We start from the raw sequence: 25,708 nt of genomic DNA, 5'->3' as shown, positions 1-25,708 counted from the left end.
TTTATACCTCTTTTTCATAACTTATTCCTAAATGGCTGTATGCTGTTTCCGTCGCGATTCGTCCTCGCGGGGTTCTTTGTAGAAAACCGATTTGTAGTAAATAGGGTTCTTGCATATCTTCAATGGTTTCGCGCTCTTCACCAATGCTTGCTGCGATTGTATCTAAACCAACAGGACCACCTCTAAATGATTGAATAATCGTATGAAGTAGCTTTTGGTCAATCGTATCAAGTCCTCTTGGATCCACTTGAAGTAGTGTCAGTGCCTCTTTTGCCAATTTTTCAGTAACTGTACCGTTCCCTCTAACTTGCGCAAAGTCACGAACACGCTTCAATAGCCGATTAGCAATCCGCGGGGTTCCCCTTGACCGTCTTGCAATTTCACGTGCACCAAGGTCATCGATTTTCGTATCCAATATCCCAGACGTTCTAAGGACAATTTCGGTTAATTGCTCTTCCGTGTAAAATTCTAAATGGTCAATTACACCAAAGCGGTCTCTAAGTGGTGCCGATAAAAGTCCCGCCCGAGTTGTCGCTCCAATCAGCGTAAATGGCGGCAAATCTAAGCGAACAGAACGCGCGGTAGGTCCTGTTCCAATAACAATATCCAAACAATAATCTTCCATTGCTGGATATAAAATTTCTTCAATTGCTCGCGATAAACGGTGGATTTCATCAATAAATAAAACGTCACCTGGTTCTAAACTTGTCAAAATAGTCGCCAAGTCACCTGGGCGTTCAATCGCAGGGCCACTCGTTGTCTTAATTTCGCTCCCCATTTCAGAAGCAATGACCATCGCAAGGGTTGTTTTACCGAGTCCAGGAGGTCCGTATAAAAGCACATGATCCAGCGCTTCATTTCGGAGTGTGGCAGCTTCAATAAAGACAGTTAAGTTATTCTTTACTTTGTCTTGCCCAATATATTGTGAAAGGGTCTGTGGCCGCAAACTAGTTTCAAAAGATACTTCTTCTGCGTCTACCGTTTCACTTGAAATAATTCGTTCATCCATGCCACAAGCTCCTCTCTATTTTGTCATTAATCGCAGTGCTAGCTTGATGTATGCATCGCTTGTTAAGTCGTTTTCTTTTGCCATTTTTGGTATAACTTTTTTTAGTTCTCTCGTACTGTAACCAAGTGCTTCGAGCGCTAAAACTGCTTCTTCTAGTTGCGGTGAAAGCCCAGTAACAATGTCGTTTTCTGCAGCTTTATAGACAATTTCACTTGCAACTACATCTGCTAGTTTACCTTTTAAATCAAGGATAATTTGACGTGCTGTTTTTTTACCGACACTTGGAAATTTAGTCAAATAAACATCATCTTCTGATTCGATTGCAGTAATAAGTGGTACTACATCTCCAGAAGCTATAATAGCTAGCGCACTTTTTGGCCCAATACCCGAAACGCTTAATAATTTTTTGAACAGATAACGTTCTTCTGTTGACTGGAAACCAAACAAGGAAATGTTGTCTTCCCGAACATGTTGATACAAAAAGACTTGCGCTTCAGTACCTTCTAATCGTTGAAAGGAAAATGGGTTTCCTGTAATTATTTGATAGCCGATTTGTCCTGTTTCGACAACAATATATTCTGGTGTAATCGTTTTTACTATTCCTTTTATGTAATCGTACAATTTATTCGTCCTCTCTTCGTTTCACGTCATACATTATATGATAGCATAAAAAGGAACATCTGTACTAGTTTTTGTTCATAAAAGGAAATCGTTTTTTAGTTTACATAATAATATTATTGACTTCTTATATAGATTTTATATTTTCCTTGATTACTGCAGCTGAATGATCAAATGCTTGTTGCTCTTGTTCGTTTAATTTTAAGGAAATAATTTCTTTTACACCATTTTGGCTTAAAACTGCTGGAACGCCGATTGCTAAACCAGTTTGACCATATTCGCCGTCAAGAACACAAGAAACAGTTAGAGCACGCTGACTACCGCTGAAAATATGACGGCAAATCTCTACAATAGTTCCAGCAATCCCGTATTCAGTGCAGCCTTTTTGATGATATATTTCAAAGCCAGTATCACGGGCAGTTTCACCAATTAATTTTAAATCAAGGGATTCTCCGAGTTTTTCCATACTATATTCATTTACTGGTTTACCGTATATCGAGGAATGTGACCAGACAGGAAACTGTGAATCGCCGTGTTCGCCTAAAATAAATGCATCAATACTTTGAGCAGCAATGTCTAATTTCTCTGCTAATAAACGGCGTAATCTTGTTGTATCAAGCCAAACTCCAGTTCCAAGCACCTGCTCTCTTGGTAGTCCAGATAATTTCCAAACTTGATACGTAATGATGTCACAAGGATTCGTGGCAATTAAGAAAATACCTTTAAAGCCGCCTTTCATCATTTCAGGAACAATACTCGCCACTATTCTTGATGTGCTTCTTAGTTCGTCTAAACGTGTTTGCCCTTCTTTTAACGGTCCCGCTGTCACCGTAATTACTGCAATATCGACATCTGCGCAATCACTTGCTTCACGAACAGAAATATCCATTTTCCCAGACATAAATGCTGCTGCATCTGCCAAGTCTTTCCGATTTCCTTCCACACGTTCTTTATTTAAATCAACAAGGATTAACTCCTCTACAAATTTTTGGTTAACAAATGCGTGAGCCGCAGCCGACCCTACATTACCTGCCCCAATTACCATAACTTTACGTGGTTTCATTTTTATTTCCTCCTCTTGATTCATATAAAACACCCCATTCAGATTGCACAAAAGGGGTGTTTTGACTTAATTTATCTCAGCGTTTGTATAAACTTCTTGTACATCATCGTCATCTTCTAATGCTTCCATCATTTTATCAAATTGTGTTTGGTTGTTTTCTGCAATTTCGTTGTAGACAGTTGGAAACATCGAAAGTTCTGCTGTAGCAAAAGTATAACCATCTTGTTGTAAAGCATCTTTGACATCAGAAAATGCTCCGGGTTCAGTGAACACTTCAAAGACGTCATCACTTACCTCTACATCATCTGCTCCAGCTTCAATCGCTTCTAGCATAAACTCCTCTTCATCAACGGTTAAGCCTTCCCTTAGAATAACTAAGTAGCCCTTACGATCAAACATATAGCTGACACTTCCCGTTTCTCCGAGGCTACCACCGTTTTTATTGAAAGCAACACGGACATTTGTACTTGTACGATTTTTATTATCTGTAAGCGCATGGACAAGCACTGCAATTCCACCTGGCGCATATCCTTCATACGTTACTTCATCATAATTTTCGCCGCTAGTATTTCCAGCAGCTTTATCTATAGCACGTTTGATGTTGTCATTCGGCATATTGACTGCTTTTGCTTTATCCATTACTAATCGAAGTGACGGGTTCAGATTCGGGTCAGGGCCTTTTTTTGCTGCAACGAAAATTTCTCTTGCTAACTTTTGAAATACTTTAGAACGCTTGGAATCTTGCGCATTTTTTCGACCTTGAATATTGTTCCATTTTGAATGTCCTGCCATCTGTTTCACTCCTTCAAGTTTTAGTAAAGCTTTTCTCCTACAAATTTTAACGTAAAAAATAACTATTCGCAAATAAAAAAAGTTACCGCAATAAAATACGATAACTCATTATTTAAGTAGTTTGTAAGCGATGCACATGGTAAGTTCCAAGTTTGTTCGCCTTACCTCCTAAAAGCCTAATTTCATCAAGAGCGTTCGTTACAAGTGTTTCTTTACCTTCTGAAAGCACATCTATTAAGAAAAAATATTCTCCTAATGACGTTTTAAGTGGTCTCGACTCAATTTTACTTAAGTCAATGTCACGCCAAGCAAATGTAGACAATACTTTATGTAACGCTCCCGGCATATTGTTAGGTAAAATGACCGAAATCGAAGTTTTTTCTTCTTCTTTTGGTAACAAAATGGAAACTGGCTTACGACTTAAAACAAAAAATCTCGTTTGGTTCAATTCTAAATCTTGGGCATTTTCTTGAACGATTTCTAGTCCATACTCACTGGCTGCCATCCGAGGAGCAATTGCTGCTACAAGTTCAGTTGGATTATTGCTAACCCATTTTGCCGCATAAGCTGTCGAAGGTGTTACTTCACGCTCTACCCCGTAAAGTTCTGCCTGAAGGAACGTATGGCACTGGGCAAGGGCTTGCGGATGCGACATTACTTTTTGCACGGATTTCCAAGTTGCTTTATGAGCTGGATGAACCATTAAATGTTGCGCAATCGGTAGAACAATTTCCGCCACAACAGGGACACTTGAAAAATGAAATAAATAGTCTAGCGTAATATTGACGCTTCCTTCAATAGTATTTTCAATTGGGACAACCGCCACGTCCACATCTTCTTTTTCGATTGCCATAATGCAATCAGGAATAGTGCTTTTAGCAACCATCTCTTCTTTTGGAAAAGCTTTCGCTGCTGCTGCATGAGTAAAAGATGCTGCTGGGCCTAAATAAGCAATTTTCATTTTCAACTCTCCTTTTTATTGTAGCTAGGAAAAAAGCGTGCGCCAATTGATTGGCGCAGCACTTTTTTTAATCCATAAATTCAAATTCATAATCAAGTAAGCGAACAATATCTCCGTCTTTAGCGCCACGTTTTCTAAGTGCTTCATCAACACCCATTGCACGAAGTTGACGCGCAAAACGGCTAATAGAAGCATCACGTTCGAAGTTAGTCATAGTGAATAAGCGTTCAATTTTGGCACCGCTAAGTACGAATGTACCATCTGGCTCTCTTGTAATTTCAAAGTCAGGTTCTTCAGCAACATACTTGTAAAGAACTGTATCTTCATCTTCTTGTTCCAGAATTTCATTGAGTGGGAATTCTGGGGTTGTTTCTAATTTATCTGCAATTGCAAGAAGTAATTCACGTAGACCCGTTTTTGTTACTGCGGAAATCGGGAATACCGGAATATCTTCAGCGATTTTAGTTTTAAACTCTTTTAGATTTTCTTCCGCGTCTGGCATATCCATTTTGTTCGCTACGATGATTTGTGGACGTTCCATTAAGCGTAAGTTATATTGTTCTAGTTCATTATTGATTGCCATATAATCTTCATAAGGTACGCGACCTTCTGAACCAGACATATCAATTACATGTACGATAACTCGAGTTCTTTCGATATGGCGTAGGAATTGATGTCCTAGACCAACACCTTGGCTAGCCCCTTCAATTAGACCTGGTAAATCAGCCATAACAAAACTACGTCCATCTCCCGCATCAACCATTCCTAAATTAGGAACAATCGTCGTGAAATGGTAAGCAGCGATTTTTGGTCTTGCTGCAGATACAACAGATAATAAGGTAGATTTACCAACACTTGGGAAACCAACTAAACCAACATCTGCTAATACTTTAAGTTCTAATTGTACATTTCGTTCTTGCCCTGGCTCCCCGTTTTCAGAGAGTTCTGGAGCTGGATTGGCTGGTGTTGCAAAACGTTTGTTACCACGTCCGCCACGTCCGGCTTTTGCAATAACTGCGCGCTGACCATGTGCTACTAAATCAGCAATAATCTCTCCAGTATCAATATCTTTCACAATCGTTCCTTGTGGTACTTTGACAACTAAATCTTCTGCACCGCGTCCATGCATACTTTTACTCATGCCATGCTCGCCGTGTTCTGCTTTAAAGATTCGTTTAAAGCGAAAATCTACTAGTGTGCGCAAACCTTCATCTACTACGAATACAACGTCTGCTCCTTTACCGCCGTCACCGCCAGCAGGACCACCGTTTGGTACAAATTTTTCGCGACGGAATGCTACCATACCGTCCCCACCATTACCAGCTTTTACATATATTTTAACCTGATCTACAAACATAATTTTTATATTCTCCCGTTCCTTAAAAGTCTTATCTTTCATTATAACGAACAAACTATACATCTGTCACTATATTTATTTCTATTTCCAGATATTTATTTGTTTTACATCACAAAAATGCGCCAAATGCTTTTACACATTTGGCGCATCTTTTAACAATTATTTGAAAGCTTGTGCAGCTTTGACTGCTTTATGCCAACCTTCATATAAATCTTCTCTTTGATCGTCTTTCATTTCTACTTCAAAACGTTTGTCTAGTTTCCAATGTTTTTTAATTTCGTTTTTATCTTTCCAAACGCCTACTGCAAGTCCTGCTAAGAAAGCTGCTCCAAGAACAGTTGTTTCTTTGTTTTCTGGACGTTCTACAGGAACACCTAGAATATCGGATTGGAATTGCATTAAGAAGTTATTAGCAGAAGCCCCGCCATCCACACGTAACGTTTTTAAGCTAATACCAGAATCTTGTTCCATTGCATACAGTACATCACGAGTTTGATAAGCAAGAGATTCCAATGTCGCACGGATAAATTGTTCTTTTTCAGTACCGCGAGTTAATCCAAAGACAGCACCACGAACGTCGGAATCCCAGTAAGGTGCGCCTAAACCAACGAATGCTGGTACAACATATACACCATCACTAGATTCAATCCGGCTCGCATAGTTTTCAGAATCACTTGATTGACGAACCATACGTAAGCCATCACGTAACCACTGAATAGCGGAACCAGCAACGAAAATACTACCTTCAAGCGCATATTCCACTTTACCATCAAGTCCCCAAGCAAGCGTAGTTAATAGTCCATTTTCAGAACGTACTGCTTTTTCGCCTGTGTTCATTAGTAAAAAACAACCAGTTCCGTAAGTGTTTTTCGCCATACCTTTTTCAAAACAACCTTGGCCAAATAATGCGGCTTGTTGGTCACCGGCAATACCTGCAACAGGAACTTCTTCACCAAAGAAGTGATAAGGCACTGTGTCCGCGTATACTTCAGAGGAAGGACGAACTTCAGGTAACATTGCTCTTGGGATATTAAGCATTTTTAGAAGCTCATCATCCCATTCTAAATCATAAATATTATAAAGAAGTGTCCGGGAAGCATTGGAATAATCGGTAATATGAGCACGACCACCAGTTAATTTCCAAACTAACCAAGTATCAATTGTACCGAAAAGAAGTTCTCCTTTTTCAGCACGTTCTTGTGCGCCATCTACATGATCAAGAATCCAGCGAGCTTTTGTACCTGCAAAGTATGGATCAATCAAAAGACCAGTTTTTGATCTAATCGTATCTTCGTAACCATCTTTACGAAGTTGCTTACAAATATCTTCAGTTTGACGAGATTGCCAAACAATTGCATTATAAATTGGATTTCCGCTTTCTTTATCCCAAATAACAGTAGTTTCACGTTGGTTTGTAATACCAATCCCAGCAATTTCTTTAGAAGAAATATTTGTTTTGAGTAATACGCCTGCAATTACTGCTAAAATCGAAGCCCAGATTTCATTGGCACTATGTTCAACCCAACCTGGCTTAGGAAAAATTTGATCAAATTCTTCTTGCGCAACGCCAATTACTTCTCCTTCTTCGTCAATAATCATCGCTCTTGAACTTGTTGTTCCTTGATCCAGTGCTAAAATATATTTCTTTTCCATGTAAAATTCCTCCTCTAGTTTTAAGTACAACGAAAGCCCAGAGACTTTCGTTTAGAGCTAGTTATTATTCTAGCTTATGCTAAATCTTTTTTCTTGTCGAGTTGCATTGTTAAAATAAGAATTAAAACAAATAATACTGCGAACACCCAGAACCACATTCCTAGTTCGCCATTAATAATTGCATTATATCCTAAAGCACCTAATGCACCACCCATAATTGGTCCAATAACCGGAACCCATGAGTAACCCCAATCAGATCCACCTTTGCCAGAAATCGGCCAAACAAAATGCGCAATTCTTGGTCCAAGGTCACGTGCTGGGTTGATTGCATAACCAGTAGTTCCACCAAGAGACATCCCGATAGCTACGATTAATGCGCCAACAACAAGTGGATTTAATCCATCTGAAAAGGAATTTGCACCTAGTGATAGTAATCCAAACACTAACATAAAAGTACCTAATGCTTCACCAAAAAAGTTAGATGTAAAATGGCGAATAGCTGGCGCCGTTGCAAAAACACCTAGTTTTGTTGGTTTATCTTCTGTTTTCTTCCAGTGCGGGTAGTAATGTAACCATACGAGTGTTGCACCAATGAATGCTCCGATAAACTGAGCAACAATATACGGCAATACATAGTTCCACGGGAAAGCACCTGCAAGCGCCATACCGATTGTTACAGCCGGGTTAAGATGGGCCATACTCATATATCCTGAAACATATACACCCATTGTAACACCTAGCCCCCAAGCTAAAGTAACAACGACCCAGCCGCCATTCTCTGCCTTGGATTTCTTCAGTGAAACACCCGCTACGACACCAGCACCTAAAATAATTAGGATGGCAGTACCAATTACTTCACCTAGAAATTGTGTTGCTAAACTTGTGTCAATCATCTTTTCCAACTCCTTCTTCTTGCTTATTTGTAGCACCGGAATTTTAACACTTACTAGTCCCCTTACATTCCGATTATCAATTAACTTCAAAAAAAGAATGACAATCAAAACGTAGGCACACTAGTACCCTTGCATCGTTTCGATTGCCATCTCTTCTCCTGACATGTTAATTAACTTGAGTCTATTTAATCACATCAAGAAAACGCTGTCAATCAAACGACTTGTCCTATTTTTCACAATGTCTCTTCATCTGCCTCTTTACTTTTACCCCAATTTAGGAGAGTTATAACCCTTTTTAAAAGAAATTAATTCACAAAGAAGAAAACACAAAAAAACCGCCACAAGTGACGGTTTTTAATTTTGTATTTAAGCTTCTTGTACTTCAGGATAAACGCTAACTTTTTTCTTGTCGCGTCCCATACGTTCGAAACGTACAACGCCGTCAGTTTTAGCGAATAGAGTATCATCGCCGCCACGACCAACGTTAGTTCCTGGATAGATTTTAGTACCACGTTGACGATAAAGGATAGATCCACCAGTAACAAATTGTCCGTCCGCACGTTTTGCACCTAAACGTTTTGATTCAGAGTCACGTCCGTTAGAAGTCGAACCGCCACCCTTTTTGTGCGCAAAATGTTGAATATCAAATTTTAACATGAAATTCCACCTCCTATTTGGAGTTAATTTTTATATGATCAGGATAGCTGTACGCTAATGACCTTAGTTGATTTTCCATCCCTGTAAGCAAGATTTGTACCACATCATCTCCAACAAAATCAGCAGGCACAGAATAGTAAAGGTAACCCTCCGACTCTTCAAACACAGGCTCAAAGTCACGTACTTCTGAAATAGCATTAACCATCCCAAAGGCAATTGACGAAGCTCCTGCACAAACCAAATCACTGCCATGTTCGGCAAAATCGGCATGTCCACTCATTGTAAAAGAAACTATTTGGTTGTTTTCTCGCATAACATCGACTTGAATCATTTTTTTCGTCCTTTCAAATTAAGCATTGATTGCATCAATAGTTAATTTTGTGTAAGGTTGACGATGACCTTGTTTTTTGTGGTAGTTCTTTTTCGGTTTATATTTATAAACTGTCAATTTCTTCGCACGGCCTTGTTTTTCAACTTTAGCTGTTACAGTTGCTCCGTCCACGAATGGAACGCCAACTTTAGCGGAATCTCCGCCTACGAATAGAACTTTGTCAAAAGTAACAACATCACCAACTTCACCTGCTAATTTCTCAACATAGATTTCTTGGCCTGCTTCTACTTTGATTTGTTTCCCACCTGTTTCAATAATTGCGTACATACTTGCACCTCCTCATATACTAAGACTCGCCATTACAGGGGACTTACACAAGGTAAATACTTAACCCAGCTCTGTGCGGTTGTAGCTTGGTGCGCTACAAACATAACAGTAAAATGATAGCATAGAGAAGCTGTCTATGTCAATCACTTGTTAATTTTAATTTTCAACACGAGCAATTTGATAAAAAGGAACTCGTTCGTCTGCCACTTCCCAATCAATTGGAGCGTTATTAAAGGTATTCAAATCTAAGAACGCATCTAACACATCCTCTGTGGTGATGACTTGGATGCTACTTGGATCTCCCATCATAATCCCACTTAATTCTCTTTCTAGTTGAAAAGCAAGTGTATCTTTTGAAGCAACGTGTCCTGTCCCGTAACAAACCGGACAAGGAATTGTTGTCACCTCTAAAAAGGATTGTTGTTTCTTTCGTCTCGTTAGTTGCAAGAGCCCTGACTGCGATAAAGCCGCTACTTGTGTCGTAATGTATTCTTCACGACTTTCTTTCTCTATCGCCTCACGCAGCTCTCCTTGCCCCTCCTCTGACATACCACCAATAAAATCAACAAGAATCATTCCACTCATATTCCGAAGACGAATTTGCCTAAAAATCTCCGGAACCGCTTTTATATTAACAGCTTCTACCGTTTTTTCTTTAGCACTTGTACCTTTAAAACGACTAGAATTCACGTCCACTACCCACATAGCTTCTGTTTTTTCAATAAAAAGAGAAGAACCATTTGAAAGATGAACAACGGGTCTGCTAAGACGATCCATCTGTTGCTTAATACCTAAATCAGCAAATAAGTCCGCACTTTTCTTTAAACTAACTTCTTTATCAGTAAAATTAGCTTCCACTATCTTCGCAAATTCAAAATCATCAGTAACAATTTCTGTTGGCATATAGCGCTGGATAAATTGCTTCGTACTCAAGAAAACGCCTGAAGCAGCAGATAAAAGTAAGCCAGGTTTCTTTCTTGTTTCGGCTTCTTTAACTAATGTTTGATATTTTTCTCTTGCTTGGTTTAATGCTAATTCTAATTGCTCTTTCGTTGCAGTTTCTGCGCTAGAGCGAATAATTATTGCTTCATTCTCTTCTAAAAGCGACTCCATTATTATTTTCAGAGGTTCTTTATCCTGAATTCTTTTGGAAATGGAAATATATTCTTTTCCGTGCAAATAAATCAGCAAATCTCCTGGAAATTCAAGAACCGCTGATAAAAGCGGAAGTTTTGTAGCACTACCTTCTCGAACAATTTGAACAGGTATTTTTGCGCCTTGTGTTTTTTCATAGCTAGCTGGAATATCTTTTAAATGTATAAAACCTTTATTTTGATTACCTAAATCAACAAAAGCTGCATCCATTTTTCGGTCTATTTTTTGAATAAAGCCATAAAAAATATCACCTACTTGGATTTTGTTAGATGGGCGAATAATTTCAACATCAATTAGCACGTCGTCTTCTAGTACTGCTACACGTTTTTCTATGTTAGCTGCATTTATTACTAGTTTTTTCATCTAATCACCTTTTATAAAGACCCTTCATCCAAAAGATAAAGGGTCTAATTTTTTATTTTCCGCCAAAAAGTTGTTTTAAGCGCGTGAAAAATCCTGGTTTTTTCGCTTCAATCGACATTAATGGGATAGATTCACCAAGAATGCGTCGTGCAATATTGCGGTATCCTTGAGAGGCGCGATTATTCGGTAACATCGCAACCGGATCTCCGCTATTAGATGAACGAATAACTTCATCATCATCAATAATTATACCAAGTAATTCAATAGATAAATGCGTAGTGATTTCATCGATGTCCATCACATCCCCATTTACCATCATTTGTGTACGAATACGATTGATAATAAGTTTTGGCGGCTCAATATCTTCTTTTTCAAGCAAGCCAATAATTCTATCCGCATCACGGACAGCTGAAATCTCTGGAGTAGTCACAACAATTGCTTTATCAGCCCCAGCAACCGCATTTTTATATCCTGTTTCAATTCCTGCTGGGCAATCAATTAGAATATAATCGTAATCAGGACGTAGTTGATTAATTAGCTCTATCATTTGTTCTCCCGAAACAGCATTTTTATCCGTAGTTTGTGCTGCTGGAAGTAAGAAAAGTAAATCATCAAAACGCTTATCTTTAATCATAGCTTGATGGATTTTGCAGCGTCCTTCAACAACATCTACTAAATCATAAATAATCCGATTTTCAAGGCCTAGAACAACATCTAAATTACGAAGACCGATATCCATATCAATCAAGCACACTTTCTTACCTTGAAGAGCAAGTGCCGTTCCTAAGTTAGCAGTTGAAGTAGTTTTTCCTACTCCACCTTTCCCAGAAGTAATGACTATAGCTTCTCCCATGTTTAACGCCCTCCTTGAAAATTAGAAATTTCCGGTCTAATTTTTCTTATCTTATGTATTTCATCAATTACTATTTCACCCGCGTCATTTACAAACGCAGAAAATAAATCTGTATCTGCAACTTCTTTATAATCTTCACTATCAAATCCATACACTTTGCCAGCTATTCTAACTTGTGATGGATAAAGAAATTTCCCAGCAACAACAGCATTTTCATCGCCTTCAAAACCAGCATGAATGATTCCTTTAATATTACCAAGAACAAATACATTTCCATTAGAACGAATTTGTCCACCAGGATTCACATCGCCAATTAACAAGAAATCTCCAGGAACTTGAACAACTTGTCCAGAACGAATAATCGTTGCCATGGAAAAAATTTGGTCATTTTCCTTCCATTTTTTAGCGTCATCTTTAGACATAACATTACTATAAAATGCGCTAATCTTCATTTGACTATTGTTATGAATAATAGTTGAAATTTCGCGTTCTTCTTCCTCTGAAAACAGTCGATTCCCAATTTGAACTTGTACCTCTAATTTTTCACCAGAGTATGGGTTTTGCTTTTGATCTGCTAGTAATTGCGATAATTCTTGTTGCAGCTCCGATATACTTGCCTTATCACTAAGAAAAATACTGATGCCACTTTTTGTGCCTTTAATTTGAACATTCTTCTTCATATACCATTTCACCCCGCAACATTTATACTCTAGCCTTTAGTATACACTAACTCAAATTAAATGATAATAAAAAAATACTTTTTCTGAAAAAAACAGCTTGAAATCGCAAACTGTGGATATACTCCACAGTCATACTTTTACAAGTAATAGCGAATTCAAACTGATAAAATTACTATAGTTATTCTGATTTAACCAAACGATCAAGGAATAATCGGAATGGGAAAAAGATAACTAAAAAGAATGCTAGATTAAACAAAATCGTTGTCCAAAGACGCTGATCAATAAATACCGGAATGGTCATTGTGGTCGAACCAATTAAATAATAAAAAGCATATACCAAACTCTCAGTAAGGATAATATTAAATACAGTGATTAAACCTACCAAGAAGATATTATTCTGTAAAACTTTCATAAATTTATCGGTAATGTAAACCGTAAACGGAAAGATTGCAAAATAAATCCCCATGACACCTGTATAATAAATATCAAACAATAACCCTAATATAAAAGCATATACTAAAGTAGTATTACGTTTATAAAAGCAAGTCATTATTGTTAGCATTACAAGTAAAAAGTGTGGAATAAACAGATGCTTATCATTGAAAAGACCATTACCAAACTGGAGGCTAATGACACCTTCTAAAATAAATGTTCCGACCATAATTGCAGGAAGCGCAATATTTTTCTTTACATTCATGGTTACCTGCCTCCAGTCGTGTCCGAACTGGATGTATCATCTGCCGTTGTTCCTGCTTCAGCTGAACGCTTTAGAACAGTAACATGATTTAGATCATACATATCAGCACCCGGCTTAATAAACGCAGTCTGAGATAATCCCATCTTATCAGTTTCTACTTTTTCAATAGTACCAATAAAAATACCTGCCGGGAATTTCCCTCCGAGTCCAGAAGTAACAACTTTTTGTCCTTTTTTAAACTTCATATCATAAGGTAATTGTTTTAATTCAAGCAACTTCGTATCACTGTCATATCCATTAATAATTCCAAATGCATTTTCGTCTCCCTGTACTTTAGCAGAAACACGATTTTTAACATCCGATGAAGTTAACAATTCAACCGTAGCTGATTTTGCACCTGTTGTTGTCACCCTACCAATAAGACCACTCGGCGTAGTTACTGCCATATCAGGTTTTACTCCATCGCTTGAGCCTTTGTCAATCTCTACTTGATCATTCCAATTAGTAGGATTTCTAGAAATAACAGAGGCGTTCAGTGGATCATAGTCCCGGATACTATCAGTAATATCTAGACTTTCTTTTAAATCTTTATTTTCTTTTTTTAAGTCTGCAACTTCACTTTCAAGTTGTGCCAATTCTTCTAAACGTTCTTTCAGATGTTGATTTTCAGTATATGTGTTTTTTAAGTCTGCAACTCCACCAAACACACCTGAGACAAATGAAGTAGGCTTAGCTACAATATTCTCGCCAAATCCAACAACATCTTTCACAAATTGTTCTGGCCACGAAGCATTTTCACGATCGCGTAAAGAAAAACCAACTAACGCGACAAGAACAATAATGGATATTAACAAGATAATCAAACGTTTATTAAGAAAAAATTGTGGCATAACGACACCTCATCTCGTTAGTACTCTTTTTTCATTTTTTTGCAGCGAATTCATCTTGTTATATGACATAAATGAGTGTGTCCATTTAGTTCATTTTTTTGCGTTTATACATGTCCATGTTTTCTAGCGCTTTACCAGTACCAATGGCAACACAATCAAGTGGTTCTTCAGCAATAATTACAGGCATTTTTGTTTCTTCAGAAATAACTGTATCTAAGTTACGAAGAAGCGCACCCCCACCTGTTAATACAATTCCTTTATCCATAATATCAGCAGATAATTCTGGTGGCGTATTTTCAAGTGTTCCTTTTACAGCATCAATAATTGCTGCAACGGTATCAGAAAGTGCTTCACTGATTTCTTCCGGAGTAACTTCAATTGTTTTTGGAAGACCAGTTACTAAATCACGACCACGAATACTAAATGGAGATAAGTCCAATCCTTTTGGACTAGCTGAACCGATTTCCATTTTAATTGCTTCTGCAGTACGATCACCGATTAATAAATTATATTTTTTGCGGATATAATTAATAATAACTTCATCTAAATCGTCGCCAGCAGTTCTTACAGAGCGGCTTGTTACGATGCCACCTAGAGAAATTACAGCGACTTCTGTTGTACCACCACCAATATCAACTACCATGCTACCAGTTGGTTCCCCTACAGGAAGACCAGCACCAATAGCTGCAGCGAAAGGTTCTTCAATAGTGAAGGCATCTTTAGCCCCTGCTTGACGAGTTGCATCAATCACAGCGCGTTTTTCAACACCAGTAATGCCTGATGGTACACATATCATTACACGTGGTTTGCTAGCATTAACACTTTTACCAGCTTTTTGTATGTAATATTTCATCATTGCTGCTGTTGTATCATAATCAGCAATAACGCCATCTTTCATTGGTCGAATAGCAACAATATTTCCTGGTGTTCTACCAATCATATTTTTTGCATCGCTACCAACTGCAACTATTTCTTGTGTGTCTTTTTTCATTGCCACAACGGAAGGCTCACGAAGGACAATACCTTTTCCCTTCATATAGACAAGTGTGTTCGCTGTTCCTAAGTCAATTCCAATATCTTTATTACCAAATCCAAACATCTGTATTCTCCTTTTCCTTCGTAATATTCTACAGGATACATTAAGTTTCCTTATTCGTCCATTAAATTAATGTTACCTTATCCCTTTATGTCAATGTTTCTGTATAGACACATAAACAACCATCTTATTATAACATAAGTAAGAGTATCAGACATTAATTTTTCATGAGAAGGAAAAAATTTTAACTTTTCTTTAAAAATATGTTTTTTGCATTTTTAATTTTATCGAAATTAAACTTTTTAAAGTAATTATTTTTATTTTGAAAATTCCATAATACAAAGAAAAACTGGAATAATAAACATCCCCACAACTATAGAAAAAACAATAATATTATCTTTATATACTTTCCATCGTTTTGGCATAATAAGTCACCTTCTGCTTTTTAATTGATACTCACTTTAACACAAGGAAATAAATGCTGTCTGTAGATAATTTGTGAACACTTTTTTGGTTTAAAAGTAGCCTTTTTCTTTTAAACTAATGTATTTGTTTTTCCCAATAATAATGTGGTCTAAAAGCGTTATTCCAACAATATTTCCAGCCTCCGCTAAACGTTTAGTCACAAGTAAATCTTCGCTTGAAGGCGCGGGATCACCAGACGGATGGTTATGAAAACACATTATAGAAGCTGATGATTTTCTTAATGCCAGTCTAAAAACTTCTCTAGGATGAACAATGGAAGCATTCAAACCACCGACAAAGATTGTTTGCCTATAAATCACTTGATTCTTGGTGTTTAAAAAAATACAGTGGAAATGTTCTTGAAAAAGGAAAGCTAACTCAGGCATTACTAGTTTCACTGCATCTTCCGGACATCTAATGACAATTTCTTTTTGTTCCGTAACTAAACTGATGCGTTTTCCAAGTTCGACTGCTGCCATAATTTTTGAGGCTTTAGCAATTCCAATTCCATTCACTAATTGAAATTCTTCAATAGACGCGTACTGCATTTCAGCTATATGTTTAAATTTCATCATAATTCGATTAGCAATTGTTAAAACTGATTCCGTTTTCGTTCCAGTTTCAATAATTAATGCCACTAACTCCGAAGTCGAAAGCGCCTCTATCCCATAATTTTGTAATTTTTCTCGTGGCTTCTCATTTTCCGAGATTTCATTTACTAGCATAAATCCCAACCCTCATTTCATTAAAATACTAACTATGATAAATGATATAAAAATGTAAGGTACAAAAGGCACTTGTTTATTTTTCTCCACTTTTTTTAAAACTAAAGCACTTAAAAGGATGATTGCACCTAGAACAATGGAGAGAAAAAAGACAATATATCCCATTTCAAAACCTAAAAAAGAACTTAAAATAATAAGTATTTTAATGTCGCCTAACCCAATACCTTTTCGAAATAAAATAAAAAATAGTAAGTAGAAACAATTACTTATAAGACTAGAGTAGATTAAAGATACAGCTGGTTGTTGAAAGGAAATATAACATGTCAACAATACTAAAAAGAATAGAATCATTACAGAATTAGGAACATGCAAATATAAAATATCTGTCACGAAGAAAAAGGCGAGAAAATAATAAATAATACAGCCTATAACAAAACGATAAGAAAAAGAAAATTGATAATGTAGAAGAAGGATGTAAATTGGTGTCGTTAATTCTAATAAAAAGTAATTAAGCGGAATAGGAGTTTGACAGCATTTAGATTTCCCTTTTAAAAATAGGAATGAATAAATTGGTATCATTTGAGAGAACGATAACGTTTTTTGACAATGATTACATTCTGAAAAACGAAATAGAAATGATTTTTTTATTGGAAAGCATTCCCCTGCGACTTGAATAAAAGAAATAAAAATAGAACTATAGATTATTAGTAAAAAGTAAACCATCCGCCACCTCCTAGTTGTTACAAACAGAATAGCAAAGAAGATTTATTTTTTCACATTGGTAAAATGATGTTTTCACTGGGTAGACTAACTAAAAAACACCTATTTTCTCTTAGTAGAAAATAGGTGTTTTTATTTACTTTTAGCATACGAAAATACTATTTTAGTAGTTTGCACTTTTTTATTTTTCTAAGTATACTCACTTTATTCAAAAAGTTAGTTGTGCGATGTAAGCAAATATTTACGGACTTCAGAAATGAAATAAAGCGAGCCTGTAACGAAAAACTTAGTATCATTTTTGATTTCTTTTATATCATCTAGCGCTTGCTTCCAGTTTGGATTAGTAGAAATACCTTCTATAGTTCCAATTTGTGTGACTTCGTAATCACTCATTGCCCGAGGATAATCAAAAGTTGTCAATAAAATTTCAGTATCAGGAATTGTCTTTAATAATGCTATCATTTCTTGATAATTTTTATCTTTGAGTATACTAACTATTATTTTTTTATGCCCAGGATATGTTTTTATTGAATTAGCAAAGGTTTTTACACCTTCAGGATTGTGTGCTCCGTCCAGCATAATAAATGGTTTCACGTCAAGCAATTCCATTCTTCCTGGCCAAAAAGCTTTCTTTAATCCCTGTTTAATTGCTGATTGATTAATCTCATAGGATGAAAATGTGTTTAGATACTGTAGTACTTTTATTGCAACTGCTGCATTATTTAACTGATGTATTCCTAACAAGCCAATGGTTATGTCCGGTATTTCGTCTCCATGGGATGTTCTAAATGTGATTTCATCGCCTCTATTTTGAATGAAGAAATCTTTGTTTAGCCATGCAACATTCGAATTGTTTCTAACAGCATTATTTATTATTACTGCTTGCGCTTCTTTTTGAATGACTCCAGAAATAACAGGTATACCAGGTTTTATAATTCCTGCTTTTTCGCCAGCTATTTGTTCTATGCTATTTCCTAAAAACTCCATATGATCCATTCCAATGGTTGTAATTACAGAGATTAAAGGCGTTAGAACATTTGTGGAGTCTAGTCTTCCTCCAAGCCCAACTTCAATGATACCAATATCGATTGGCTCATACTCTGCAAAACATAAGAACATCATTGCTGTAATAATTTCAAATTCAGATGGCGGACCGTATACAGTTTTTTCAAGTTCTTCAGCTATAGGTTTTATTCTATTTGCTAAATCTACAATCATTTGATCACTAACAGGAATACCATTTACACTAATTCGTTCATTAAAAGTTTCAATATAAGGAGAAGTAAAAGTTCCTGTTTTATATCCTGCTTCTTCTAAACTACTTCTAATAAATGTTAGAGTAGACCCTTTCCCATTAGTGCCAGCTATATGTACCCACTTATTAGCCTTTTCCGGATGGTTAAGCTTTTCCATTATATATTCCATTCGAGCTAATCCGGGTTTTATTCCTAAACGAAGCGTGCCATGAATCCAATCCAAAGCTTCCTGATACGATTTTAATGCCATCTTTTTAACCACCTTAAAAAATGACCTTACCACACGATTTTATGATAAGGTCAAATCATTTTATTAAACTTCTTTCAACGTTTCAATCCTTTCAAGAACTGAAGCTTTTTTCTCTAGATAATCTTTTTCTTTTAAGCGTTCTTCTGCTACAACATTTTCAGGAGCTTTACTAATGAAACGTTCGTTATTTAGTTTACCTTGAACTCTAGCTACTTCTTTATTCCATTTTTCCAGTTCTTTTTCAAGGCGAGCGATTTCTACGTCTAAATCAATTAATGCCTCTAATGGAATAAATATCTCAGCGCCAGAAACAACAGCTGTCATTGCAGTCTTAGAAGGCTCAATGTCAAATGCTATAGTAACTTTTTCCGGATTACAAAAACGTTCTATATAAGAGATGTTTTGTTCTAAAATTTCTTTATAAGTTTCATCTTTTGGTTTTATTTCGAGCACGATTGGTTTGCTAAGAGGCGTATTCACTTCTGCACGGATATTTCGTACAGCTCGAATTACTTCAACTAATGTCCGCATTGCAGTTGATGCTTTTGAGTCCATTTGTTGCTCATTAACGTCAGGCCAGTTGGAAATGGTGATAGATTCACCTTCATGAGGCAAGTTTTGCCAAATTTCTTCTGTTACAAATGGCATGAAAGGATGTAGCAAGCGCATTGTAGTATTTAAAGTATATGCAAGTACTGATCTTGTAGTTTGTTTAGCAACTTCATCTTCTCCGTATAATGGAATTTTAGCAATTTCAATATACCAATCACAAAAATCATCCCAAATAAAGTTATACAAAGTTCGGCCAACTTCACCAAATTCATATTTTTCACCTAGAGAAGTAACTGCTTGAATGGTTTCATTTAGTCTTGTTAAGATCCACTTATCACTAACTTCAGTCACATTAGATAGGTCGATTTCATCATATTTCATACCATCAAGATTCATTAATACAAATCGTGATGCATTCCAAATTTTATTAATGAAATTCCAAGTAGACTCTACTTTTTCAAAACTAAATTTCAAGTCTTGACCAGGTGAGGAACCAGTTGCAAGTGTGTAGCGTAATGAATCGGCTCCATACTTGTCAATAACTTCAATTGGATCTACTCCGTTACCAAGTGATTTAGACATTTTGCGCCCTTCTGAATCACGTACCAAACCATGAATTAAAGTATCTTTAAAAGGTCTTTCTCCTGTAAATTCAACAGATTGGAAAATCATTCTTGATACCCAGAAAAAGATGATATCGTAACCAGTTACTAATGTATTAGTTGGGAAGAAATGTTTGTAATCAGGATTTTCAGTGTCAGGCCAACCCATAGTAGAAAATGGCCATAAAGCAGAACTAAACCAAGTATCAAGAACATCTTCATCTTGCTCCCATTGATCTAGGTTTTCAGGCTCAATCTCACCAACGTAGATTTCGCCAGTTTCTTTGTGATACCAAGCAGGGATTCTATGCCCCCACCATAATTGGCGAGAAATACACCAATCGTGAATATTATCCATCCAAGTTTCATATGTTTTTTCAAATCTAGCAGGTACAAAATTTACTTTGTCTTCTGTTTTTTGAAGTGCTAATGCTTCAGCTGCAAGAGGTTCCATTTTAACGAACCACTGCAATGAAAGATACGGTTCTACTACAGCGCCTGTTCTTTCAGAATGTCCTACTGAATGAAGATGAGGTTCTTGTTTTATAAATAAGCCTAAATCTTTAAAGTCTTGAATAATAGCTTTTCTTGCAACAAAACGATCTAAACCATCATATTTACCAGCATTATCATTCATTGTTCCATCTTCGTGCATTACAATTATTCTTGGTAAATCATGACGATTGCCTACTTCAAAGTCGTTTGGATCATGCGCTGGAGTGATTTTCACTGCTCCTGAACCAAATTCTCTTTCTACGTATTCATCAGCAACGATGGGAATTTCTCTGTTCAAAATAGGCAACATAATCGTTTTACCAATTAAGTGTTGGTATCTTTCATCTTTTGGATGTACAGCAACTGCAGTATCTCCAGGAATTGTTTCTGGTCTGGTTGTTGCAACTTCTAAATATCCTGATCCATCAGTAAGTGGATATTTTAGATGATAAAAACTTCCTTCTATATCTTTATGAATAACTTCAATATCTGATAATGCTGTTTTTGCTTCTGGATCCCAGTTTATAATGTACTGTCCACGATAAATAAGCCCTTTATTGTATAGCGTAACAAATACTTTTTTTACTGCATCAGATAAGCCGGCATCTAAAGTAAAACGTTCTCTGGAATAATCTAAACCTAGACCTAATTTTTCCCACTGTTCTCGGATAAAATCAGCATATTCTTCTTTCCATTCCCATGTTTTATCAACGAATTTTTCTCGACCTAAATCATAACGAGAAATATTTTCTTCTTTTAATTTAGCTTCTACTTTTGCTTGTGTAGCTATACCGGCATGGTCCATCCCTGGTAAATAAAGTGTATCAAAGCCTTGCATTCTTTTCATACGAGTAATTATATCTTGTAATGTTGTATCCCAAGCATGCCCCAGATGAAGTTTTCCGGTTACATTTGGTGGCGGGATTACAATGCTATAAGGCTTTTTATCAGTATTACCTTCTGCTTTAAAAAACTCTTTTTCTAACCACCATTTATATTTCCCGGCCTCTACATTACTAGGTTCGTATTTGGTAGGCATATTTATTTCGTTTTGTTCTGTCATAACGATTCCTCCTTTTTAAGCAAAATAAAAAACTCTTCTCATCCTAATAAAAGGACGAAAAGAGTATTATTCGCGGTACCACCTTTTTACCTACAATAAGAAATATAGGCACTTCATTGTTTTAACGATAGACGAGATCTACCGGTTATTCCCTACTATTATTTCAGGAAAACTGCTCCAAGGCTACCTTCAGACATTATTTTTGAAAGCTTGCACCGACCGCTTTCTCTCTTAGAAAAATAAATGACCTACTCTTCCTCTTCATCGCATTTAGTTCTATATACTAAAAATAATTTTAACAAATGTTTGTAGATTCGTCAATTAGCCGCGAAGCATTTTACAGGTAATGTCAAAAGCTTCTAAAGTCGCATCAATTTCTTTTTCAGTATGCATTGTAGAAATAAAAACGCCTTCAAACTGAGATGGTGGTAGAAAAATACCTTGCGCTAACATTTCTCGGTAGTAGTTTCTGAAAAATTCTAAATCACTTGTTTTAGCAGTATCAAAGTTAGTGACTTTTTGATCAGTGAAGAAAAAGCCGAACATCGAGCCTGCCTTGTTTATTGATAGTGGTACTTCGTGTCTATTTGAAATTTCGGTCAAGCCTTCTTCCATGCGCTTAATCAAGGAACGGAATACATCATAATGTTGTGGTGTTAATTGTCGAACCGTTTCAAATCCAGCATTCATTGCTAACGGATTACCTGATAAAGTACCAGCTTGGTAGATAGAACCGGCTGGAGCAATTTGTTCCATGATTTCTTTTTTACCACCATAAGCACCAACTGGTAATCCACCGCCGATTACTTTTCCTAAACAAGTAATGTCTGGGGTTACAACATAGTATCCTTGGGCAGAATAATAGTCTACACGGAAGCCTGTCATAACTTCATCAAAGATCAGTAGCGCACCGTATTCAGTTGTTAGTTCTCGTAATCCTTCTAAGAAACCATCAATTGGAGGGACAACACCCATGTTTCCTGCGACTGGCTCCACGATAACAGCTGCTATTTCTTCACCAAATTTTTCAAAAGCTAGTTTGGCGCCTTCTACGTCATTGTATGGAACAGTAATTGTATCAGCAGCAAGACCTTTTGTAACTCCAGGCGAGTCAGGTAATCCTAATGTTGCAACCCCTGAACCAGCTTTGATTAATAAAGAATCTCCGTGACCATGGTAACTTCCTTCAAATTTCAAGATTTTTTCTCTTTTCGTGTATCCACGAGCTAAACGAATAGCGCTCATTGTTGCTTCTGTTCCCGAAGAAACCATACGCACTATTTCGATAGATGGAACGCGCTCAATTACGAGTTTTGCTAGTTCTGTCTCAATTTCTGTAGGTGTACCAAAGCTAGTTCCTTTCATAGCTGCGTTTGTTATCGCATTAACAACAGAAGGATCCGCATGCCCTAAAATAAGTGGTCCCCATGATAAAACGTAATCAATATATTCATTTCCATCGACGTCAGTAATATAGGCGCCTTTCCCGTGGTCCATAAAAACTGGTGAAGCATCGACTGAGTTAAAGGCGCGTACTGGGCTGTTTACGCCACCAGGTAAAACTTTTTTTGCTTCTTTAAATGCTTTTTCAGATTTTATATAGTTTTGCAAAATTCCCGCCTCCTATTTGTTTAAGTATGTTGCTACATCTTTTGCAAAGTAAGTAATAATTAATGTCGCTCCAGCTCGTTTCATACTAGTCAGCATTTCTAAAACAATTCGCTCTTCATCAATCCAACCATTTTGAGCTGCTGCTTTTACCATTGCATATTCACCGCTAACATTATAGGCTACAACAGGTAAATTCGTATGATTCTTTACATCTCGCATTATATCAAGGTACGAAAGAGATGGCTTCACTATTAGAAAATCTGCTCCTTCTTGCTCATCCGATTGAGCCTCCCGTAATGCTTCTTCGCGATTCGCTGGATCCATTTGATAGGATTTTCTATCTCCAAATTGCGGTGCACTACCAGCGGCATCACGGAAAGGTCCATAAAATGCAGAAGCGTATTTCACTGCATAAGACATAATTGGTATATCGTAGAACCCAGCTTCATCAAGGCCTTCTCTGATTACTTGAACAAAACCATCCATCATGTTTGAAGGCGCAATGATATCCGCACCCGCAGCAGCTTGACTGACAGCTGTTTGTTTCAGTAATTCTAGTGATTCATCGTTTAGAATTTGACCATTCTCGATTACACCACAATGTCCATGATCTGTGAATTCACATAAACATGTATCTGCTACCACAATTATTTCAGGAAATTTGCTTTTTATTAATCTAGTTGCTTCTTGGATAATGCCATGGTCATGATAAGCTTGTGTGCCAACAGCATCTTTTTCAGCAGGTATTCCAAATAAAATAACAGCTTTAATTCCAAGGCTCGCAACAGCGTTCATTTCCGCTTCTAATTCATGTAAAGGGAATTGAAAAACGCCTGGCATGGAAACTACTTCTGTTTTTGGTTCTGTACCATCTTTGACAAAAATCGGATAGATTAAATCATCTGTATGTAAAACTGTTTCCCTCACTAAATCACGCATTGTTTTTGTCTTTCTTAAACGACGATGTCTATCAAATTGATTATTCATTTAAATTCCTCCTGTATTATCAAATCAGCTAAGTGCTTCATGGTGAAGGTTTTTGGTTGGTATGTAACTTCCCAACCATCTGCTAAAATTGCTTCGGTAGTTATATTACCGATTGATGCAATGCGCCAGTTTTCATTTTTAATAGAAAATTGTTTCGCAATCATATAAAAGTTTTTCCAAGCGGAAGGGCTAGCGAAAATAATTATTCGTTTTTCCTCTAGTTGCAATTGTTCGATTAATATTGTTTGAGAATTTTCTGGGAAGCTTGTTTCATATAATTCAATCGGAAAAACTAGGTGGCCGTTTTGCGTCAGTGTATCTTCTATTATCGTTCGACTTAAGTTGCTTTGTGGAAGTAAGATACTTGTTTGGCTAGTATTTTCACTTAACCACTCAGACAAAAATATTTCTGATTGGTAAACGGACGGAACAAAATTAGGCTTATATCCATATTCTGCTAACTTTTCTTTTGTTTTCTCGCCAATAACGGCTATTTTGTAATTTAATTTATCAGCTTGTTCATTGAAGAAATATTCTACTGCATTCGCACTTGTTAAAAAAAGCCAGTCTGCCTCTTTTTGCTTTAGACTCAGACTAATTTTTTTAGGATGCGTTTCAATTAGTGGAATTGATTCAACGTCGAAACCATTTTGCGAAAAATAATCTTGCCATGGTTTATTTTTGCTCGCTTCTCTTGTTAAAACAATTTTTTTAATCATATGTTTCTCAGTTCTTTGATAATGGTATCTGCACCTTCACTCAGCAATTCTTCAGCTACTTGATTACCAATTTCAGCTGGGCTCGCACCAGTTCGTTCAGATTCAAGAATAATGGAACCATCTGCGTTACCAACCAAACCTTTAAAGTGAACTGAATCGCCTGTTTTTGTTGCAAATCCAGCAATTGGGATTTCGCAGCCGCCATTTAGTTTTTTCAAGAAAACGCGCTCTGCTTCTACACAGATTCCCGTTTCGTCATGGTGAATAGAAGCTAGCATATCGCAAATTTGAAGATCGGTTTCTCTACATTCGATAGCAAGAGCCCCTTGCCCTACAGCAGGTAAACATAATTCAGGAGATATATCTTCTAGTTTTAAACTCGTATTTTCAAGCCAACCCATTCGTGCAAGTCCAGCTTTTGCTAAAATGATTGCATCAAAGTTTTCAGCATGTAATTTTTGAAGCCGAGTATCAATATTGCCACGAATTGGCTTAACGACAAAATCAGGACGATGTTTTAAGAGTTGTGCCGCACGACGTAGACTACTTGTGCCGATTACTGCACCTTTTGGTAAGTCATCTAGCGTGCTTACCTCATTAAAAACAAAACAATCTAATGGGGATTCACGTTTTGGAATTGCTCCAATGACTAGTCCATCTTTCAAACTTGAAGGCACATCTTTCATACTATGTACCGCGAAATCTATTACTTCATCGCTCAAAGCTTGCTCAACTTCAGAAACAAATAGACCTTTTCCACCGACTTTACTCAAAGTAACATCTAAAATACGGTCGCCCTTTGTAACAATTTCTTTTATTTCAAAATCGATTTCAGGATAGTTTTCTTTGAGTTTTTTTATAACCCAGTTAGACTGTGTTAAAGCTAATTTACTACGTCTTGAACCAACAATTATTTTCCGTTTCATGC

The 25,708-nt window shown here is 36.8% G+C and carries 25 protein-coding genes and 2 other annotated features; all 25 genes read right to left on the bottom strand.

Annotated features, from left to right (window positions below; all coding sequences use genetic code 11):
- Position 1: 1 nt before the first annotated feature.
- On the bottom strand, positions 2 to 1,009 hold the full coding sequence (ruvB, locus tag OC533_RS00810; protein ID WP_194323466.1) for a Holliday junction branch migration DNA helicase RuvB: 1,008 nt from the start codon (positions 1,007 to 1,009) through the stop codon (positions 2 to 4).
- 15 nt (positions 1,010 to 1,024) lie between these two features.
- A complete protein-coding gene (gene ruvA, locus OC533_RS00805; RefSeq protein ID WP_003762402.1) occupies positions 1,025 to 1,630 on the bottom strand; it encodes a Holliday junction branch migration protein RuvA in 606 nt (201 codons plus the stop codon).
- Positions 1,631 to 1,754: 124 nt separating this feature from the next.
- Entirely contained in the window at positions 1,755 to 2,690 is a 936-nt protein-coding gene (locus OC533_RS00800) for an L-lactate dehydrogenase (RefSeq protein ID WP_194323467.1), read from the bottom strand.
- Positions 2,691 to 2,756: 66 nt separating this feature from the next.
- Positions 2,757 to 3,482: a YebC/PmpR family DNA-binding transcriptional regulator gene (locus OC533_RS00795; RefSeq protein WP_194323468.1), complete on the bottom strand. Its 726-nt coding sequence runs from the start codon at positions 3,480 to 3,482 to the stop codon at positions 2,757 to 2,759.
- A 112-nt stretch (positions 3,483 to 3,594) separates the two neighbouring features.
- Positions 3,595 to 4,443: a prephenate dehydratase gene (pheA, locus tag OC533_RS00790; RefSeq protein WP_003762407.1), complete on the bottom strand. Its 849-nt coding sequence runs from the start codon at positions 4,441 to 4,443 to the stop codon at positions 3,595 to 3,597.
- A 67-nt stretch (positions 4,444 to 4,510) separates the two neighbouring features.
- A complete protein-coding gene (gene obgE / locus OC533_RS00785) occupies positions 4,511 to 5,800 on the bottom strand; it encodes a GTPase ObgE (RefSeq protein ID WP_003767023.1) in 1,290 nt (429 codons plus the stop codon).
- A 159-nt stretch (positions 5,801 to 5,959) separates the two neighbouring features.
- On the bottom strand, positions 5,960 to 7,453 hold the full coding sequence (gene glpK, locus OC533_RS00780; protein WP_003771956.1) for a glycerol kinase GlpK: 1,494 nt from the start codon (positions 7,451 to 7,453) through the stop codon (positions 5,960 to 5,962).
- Positions 7,454 to 7,527: 74 nt separating this feature from the next.
- On the bottom strand, positions 7,528 to 8,346 hold the full coding sequence (locus OC533_RS00775; protein WP_003762410.1) for an MIP/aquaporin family protein: 819 nt from the start codon (positions 8,344 to 8,346) through the stop codon (positions 7,528 to 7,530).
- Between the two features lie 366 nt (positions 8,347 to 8,712).
- Positions 8,713 to 9,003, bottom strand: coding sequence for a 50S ribosomal protein L27 (gene rpmA, locus OC533_RS00770; protein ID WP_003726866.1), 291 nt, complete (start codon positions 9,001 to 9,003; stop codon positions 8,713 to 8,715).
- A gap of 13 nt (positions 9,004 to 9,016) precedes the next feature.
- A complete protein-coding gene (locus tag OC533_RS00765) occupies positions 9,017 to 9,334 on the bottom strand; it encodes a ribosomal-processing cysteine protease Prp (RefSeq protein ID WP_003762411.1) in 318 nt (105 codons plus the stop codon).
- Between the two features lie 18 nt (positions 9,335 to 9,352).
- Entirely contained in the window at positions 9,353 to 9,661 is a 309-nt protein-coding gene (rplU, locus tag OC533_RS00760; RefSeq protein ID WP_003719835.1) for a 50S ribosomal protein L21, read from the bottom strand.
- 12 nt (positions 9,662 to 9,673) lie between these two features.
- Positions 9,674 to 9,752, bottom strand: a sequence feature (ribosomal protein L21 leader region).
- A gap of 65 nt (positions 9,753 to 9,817) precedes the next feature.
- Positions 9,818 to 11,179 (bottom strand): ribonuclease E/G, encoded by a 1,362-nt coding sequence (locus OC533_RS00755; RefSeq protein ID WP_194323469.1) that lies wholly within the window; start codon positions 11,177 to 11,179, stop codon positions 9,818 to 9,820.
- 52 nt (positions 11,180 to 11,231) lie between these two features.
- A complete protein-coding gene (minD, locus tag OC533_RS00750; RefSeq protein ID WP_003762415.1) occupies positions 11,232 to 12,032 on the bottom strand; it encodes a septum site-determining protein MinD in 801 nt (266 codons plus the stop codon).
- 2 nt (positions 12,033 to 12,034) lie between these two features.
- Entirely contained in the window at positions 12,035 to 12,712 is a 678-nt protein-coding gene (minC, locus tag OC533_RS00745; RefSeq protein WP_003762416.1) for a septum site-determining protein MinC, read from the bottom strand.
- Positions 12,713 to 12,890: 178 nt separating this feature from the next.
- Complete coding sequence (gene mreD, locus OC533_RS00740) at positions 12,891 to 13,409, bottom strand: rod shape-determining protein MreD (RefSeq protein ID WP_003762418.1); 519 nt, start codon at positions 13,407 to 13,409, stop codon at positions 12,891 to 12,893.
- Positions 13,410 to 13,411: 2 nt separating this feature from the next.
- Entirely contained in the window at positions 13,412 to 14,299 is an 888-nt protein-coding gene (gene mreC / locus OC533_RS00735; RefSeq protein WP_003762420.1) for a rod shape-determining protein MreC, read from the bottom strand.
- An 85-nt stretch (positions 14,300 to 14,384) separates the two neighbouring features.
- Positions 14,385 to 15,398, bottom strand: a complete 1,014-nt coding sequence (locus OC533_RS00730; protein ID WP_003767044.1) for a rod shape-determining protein — start codon at positions 15,396 to 15,398, stop codon at positions 14,385 to 14,387.
- A gap of 452 nt (positions 15,399 to 15,850) precedes the next feature.
- Positions 15,851 to 16,525 carry a RadC family protein gene (radC, locus tag OC533_RS00725; protein ID WP_003762424.1) on the bottom strand — a complete coding sequence of 225 codons (675 nt, stop codon included), beginning with the start codon at positions 16,523 to 16,525 and terminating at the stop codon, positions 15,851 to 15,853.
- 12 nt (positions 16,526 to 16,537) lie between these two features.
- Positions 16,538 to 17,248, bottom strand: coding sequence for a prepilin peptidase (locus tag OC533_RS00720; protein WP_010991599.1), 711 nt, complete (start codon positions 17,246 to 17,248; stop codon positions 16,538 to 16,540).
- A gap of 213 nt (positions 17,249 to 17,461) precedes the next feature.
- Positions 17,462 to 18,751 (bottom strand): bifunctional folylpolyglutamate synthase/dihydrofolate synthase, encoded by a 1,290-nt coding sequence (locus OC533_RS00715; protein WP_194323470.1) that lies wholly within the window; start codon positions 18,749 to 18,751, stop codon positions 17,462 to 17,464.
- 63 nt (positions 18,752 to 18,814) lie between these two features.
- Complete coding sequence (locus tag OC533_RS00710) at positions 18,815 to 21,463, bottom strand: valine--tRNA ligase (protein WP_194323471.1); 2,649 nt, start codon at positions 21,461 to 21,463, stop codon at positions 18,815 to 18,817.
- A gap of 47 nt (positions 21,464 to 21,510) precedes the next feature.
- Positions 21,511 to 21,737 (bottom strand) — a binding site (T-box leader).
- A 47-nt stretch (positions 21,738 to 21,784) separates the two neighbouring features.
- Positions 21,785 to 23,074: a glutamate-1-semialdehyde 2,1-aminomutase gene (gene hemL / locus OC533_RS00705; RefSeq protein ID WP_185512594.1), complete on the bottom strand. Its 1,290-nt coding sequence runs from the start codon at positions 23,072 to 23,074 to the stop codon at positions 21,785 to 21,787.
- Between the two features lie 12 nt (positions 23,075 to 23,086).
- On the bottom strand, positions 23,087 to 24,061 hold the full coding sequence (hemB, locus tag OC533_RS00700) for a porphobilinogen synthase (protein ID WP_070753020.1): 975 nt from the start codon (positions 24,059 to 24,061) through the stop codon (positions 23,087 to 23,089).
- The gene (locus OC533_RS00695) at positions 24,058 to 24,780 is read right to left on the bottom strand and encodes a uroporphyrinogen-III synthase (protein ID WP_194323472.1); all 723 of its coding nucleotides are present in this window, start codon (positions 24,778 to 24,780) and stop codon (positions 24,058 to 24,060) included. Before OC533_RS00695 ends, hemB begins: the two co-directional genes overlap by 4 nt.
- On the bottom strand, positions 24,777 to 25,706 hold the full coding sequence (gene hemC / locus OC533_RS00690; RefSeq protein ID WP_185625318.1) for a hydroxymethylbilane synthase: 930 nt from the start codon (positions 25,704 to 25,706) through the stop codon (positions 24,777 to 24,779). The genes OC533_RS00695 and hemC overlap by 4 nt, the downstream gene beginning before the upstream one ends.
- Between the last annotated feature and the right edge of the window lie 2 nt (positions 25,707 to 25,708).

It is taken from the genome of Listeria sp. Marseille-Q6474 (genome assembly GCF_946902005.1).
GTDB classification, from domain to species: domain Bacteria; phylum Bacillota; class Bacilli; order Lactobacillales; family Listeriaceae; genus Listeria; species Listeria innocua.
Note: the sequence above shows the minus strand (reverse complement) of the source record. Positions and strands in the feature narration are given on the sequence as shown.

Excerpts from the sequence above, each read along its gene's own strand:
- OC533_RS00795 (WP_194323468.1), bottom strand. The coding sequence starts at position 3,482 with ATGGCAGGACATTCAAAATGGAACAATATTCAAGGTCGAAAAAATGCG.
- hemB (WP_070753020.1), bottom strand. The coding sequence starts at position 24,061 with ATGAATAATCAATTTGATAGACATCGTCGTTTAAGAAAGACAAAAACA.
- minD (WP_003762415.1), bottom strand. The coding sequence starts at position 12,032 with ATGGGAGAAGCTATAGTCATTACTTCTGGGAAAGGTGGAGTAGGAAAA.
- OC533_RS00755 (WP_194323469.1), bottom strand. The coding sequence starts at position 11,179 with ATGAAAAAACTAGTAATAAATGCAGCTAACATAGAAAAACGTGTAGCA.
- mreD (WP_003762418.1), bottom strand. The coding sequence starts at position 13,409 with ATGAATGTAAAGAAAAATATTGCGCTTCCTGCAATTATGGTCGGAACA.
- rplU (WP_003719835.1), bottom strand. The coding sequence starts at position 9,661 with ATGTACGCAATTATTGAAACAGGTGGGAAACAAATCAAAGTAGAAGCA.
- ruvB (WP_194323466.1), bottom strand. The coding sequence starts at position 1,009 with ATGGATGAACGAATTATTTCAAGTGAAACGGTAGACGCAGAAGAAGTA.
- hemC (WP_185625318.1), bottom strand. The coding sequence starts at position 25,706 with ATGAAACGGAAAATAATTGTTGGTTCAAGACGTAGTAAATTAGCTTTA.
- OC533_RS00765 (WP_003762411.1), bottom strand. The coding sequence starts at position 9,334 with ATGATTCAAGTCGATGTTATGCGAGAAAACAACCAAATAGTTTCTTTT.
- OC533_RS00800 (WP_194323467.1), bottom strand. The coding sequence starts at position 2,690 with ATGAAACCACGTAAAGTTATGGTAATTGGGGCAGGTAATGTAGGGTCG.
- minC (WP_003762416.1), bottom strand. The coding sequence starts at position 12,712 with ATGAAGAAGAATGTTCAAATTAAAGGCACAAAAAGTGGCATCAGTATT.
- mreC (WP_003762420.1), bottom strand. The coding sequence starts at position 14,299 with ATGCCACAATTTTTTCTTAATAAACGTTTGATTATCTTGTTAATATCC.
- glpK (WP_003771956.1), bottom strand. The coding sequence starts at position 7,453 with ATGGAAAAGAAATATATTTTAGCACTGGATCAAGGAACAACAAGTTCA.
- OC533_RS00715 (WP_194323470.1), bottom strand. The coding sequence starts at position 18,751 with ATGGCATTAAAATCGTATCAGGAAGCTTTGGATTGGATTCATGGCACG.
- OC533_RS00775 (WP_003762410.1), bottom strand. The coding sequence starts at position 8,346 with ATGATTGACACAAGTTTAGCAACACAATTTCTAGGTGAAGTAATTGGT.
- OC533_RS00730 (WP_003767044.1), bottom strand. The coding sequence starts at position 15,398 with ATGTTTGGATTTGGTAATAAAGATATTGGAATTGACTTAGGAACAGCG.
- obgE (WP_003767023.1), bottom strand. The coding sequence starts at position 5,800 with ATGTTTGTAGATCAGGTTAAAATATATGTAAAAGCTGGTAATGGTGGG.
- rpmA (WP_003726866.1), bottom strand. The coding sequence starts at position 9,003 with ATGTTAAAATTTGATATTCAACATTTTGCGCACAAAAAGGGTGGCGGT.
- radC (WP_003762424.1), bottom strand. The coding sequence starts at position 16,525 with ATGCTAGTAAATGAAATCTCGGAAAATGAGAAGCCACGAGAAAAATTA.
- OC533_RS00720 (WP_010991599.1), bottom strand. The coding sequence starts at position 17,248 with ATGGTTTACTTTTTACTAATAATCTATAGTTCTATTTTTATTTCTTTT.
- pheA (WP_003762407.1), bottom strand. The coding sequence starts at position 4,443 with ATGAAAATTGCTTATTTAGGCCCAGCAGCATCTTTTACTCATGCAGCA.
- OC533_RS00695 (WP_194323472.1), bottom strand. The coding sequence starts at position 24,780 with ATGATTAAAAAAATTGTTTTAACAAGAGAAGCGAGCAAAAATAAACCA.
- OC533_RS00710 (WP_194323471.1), bottom strand. The coding sequence starts at position 21,463 with ATGACAGAACAAAACGAAATAAATATGCCTACCAAATACGAACCTAGT.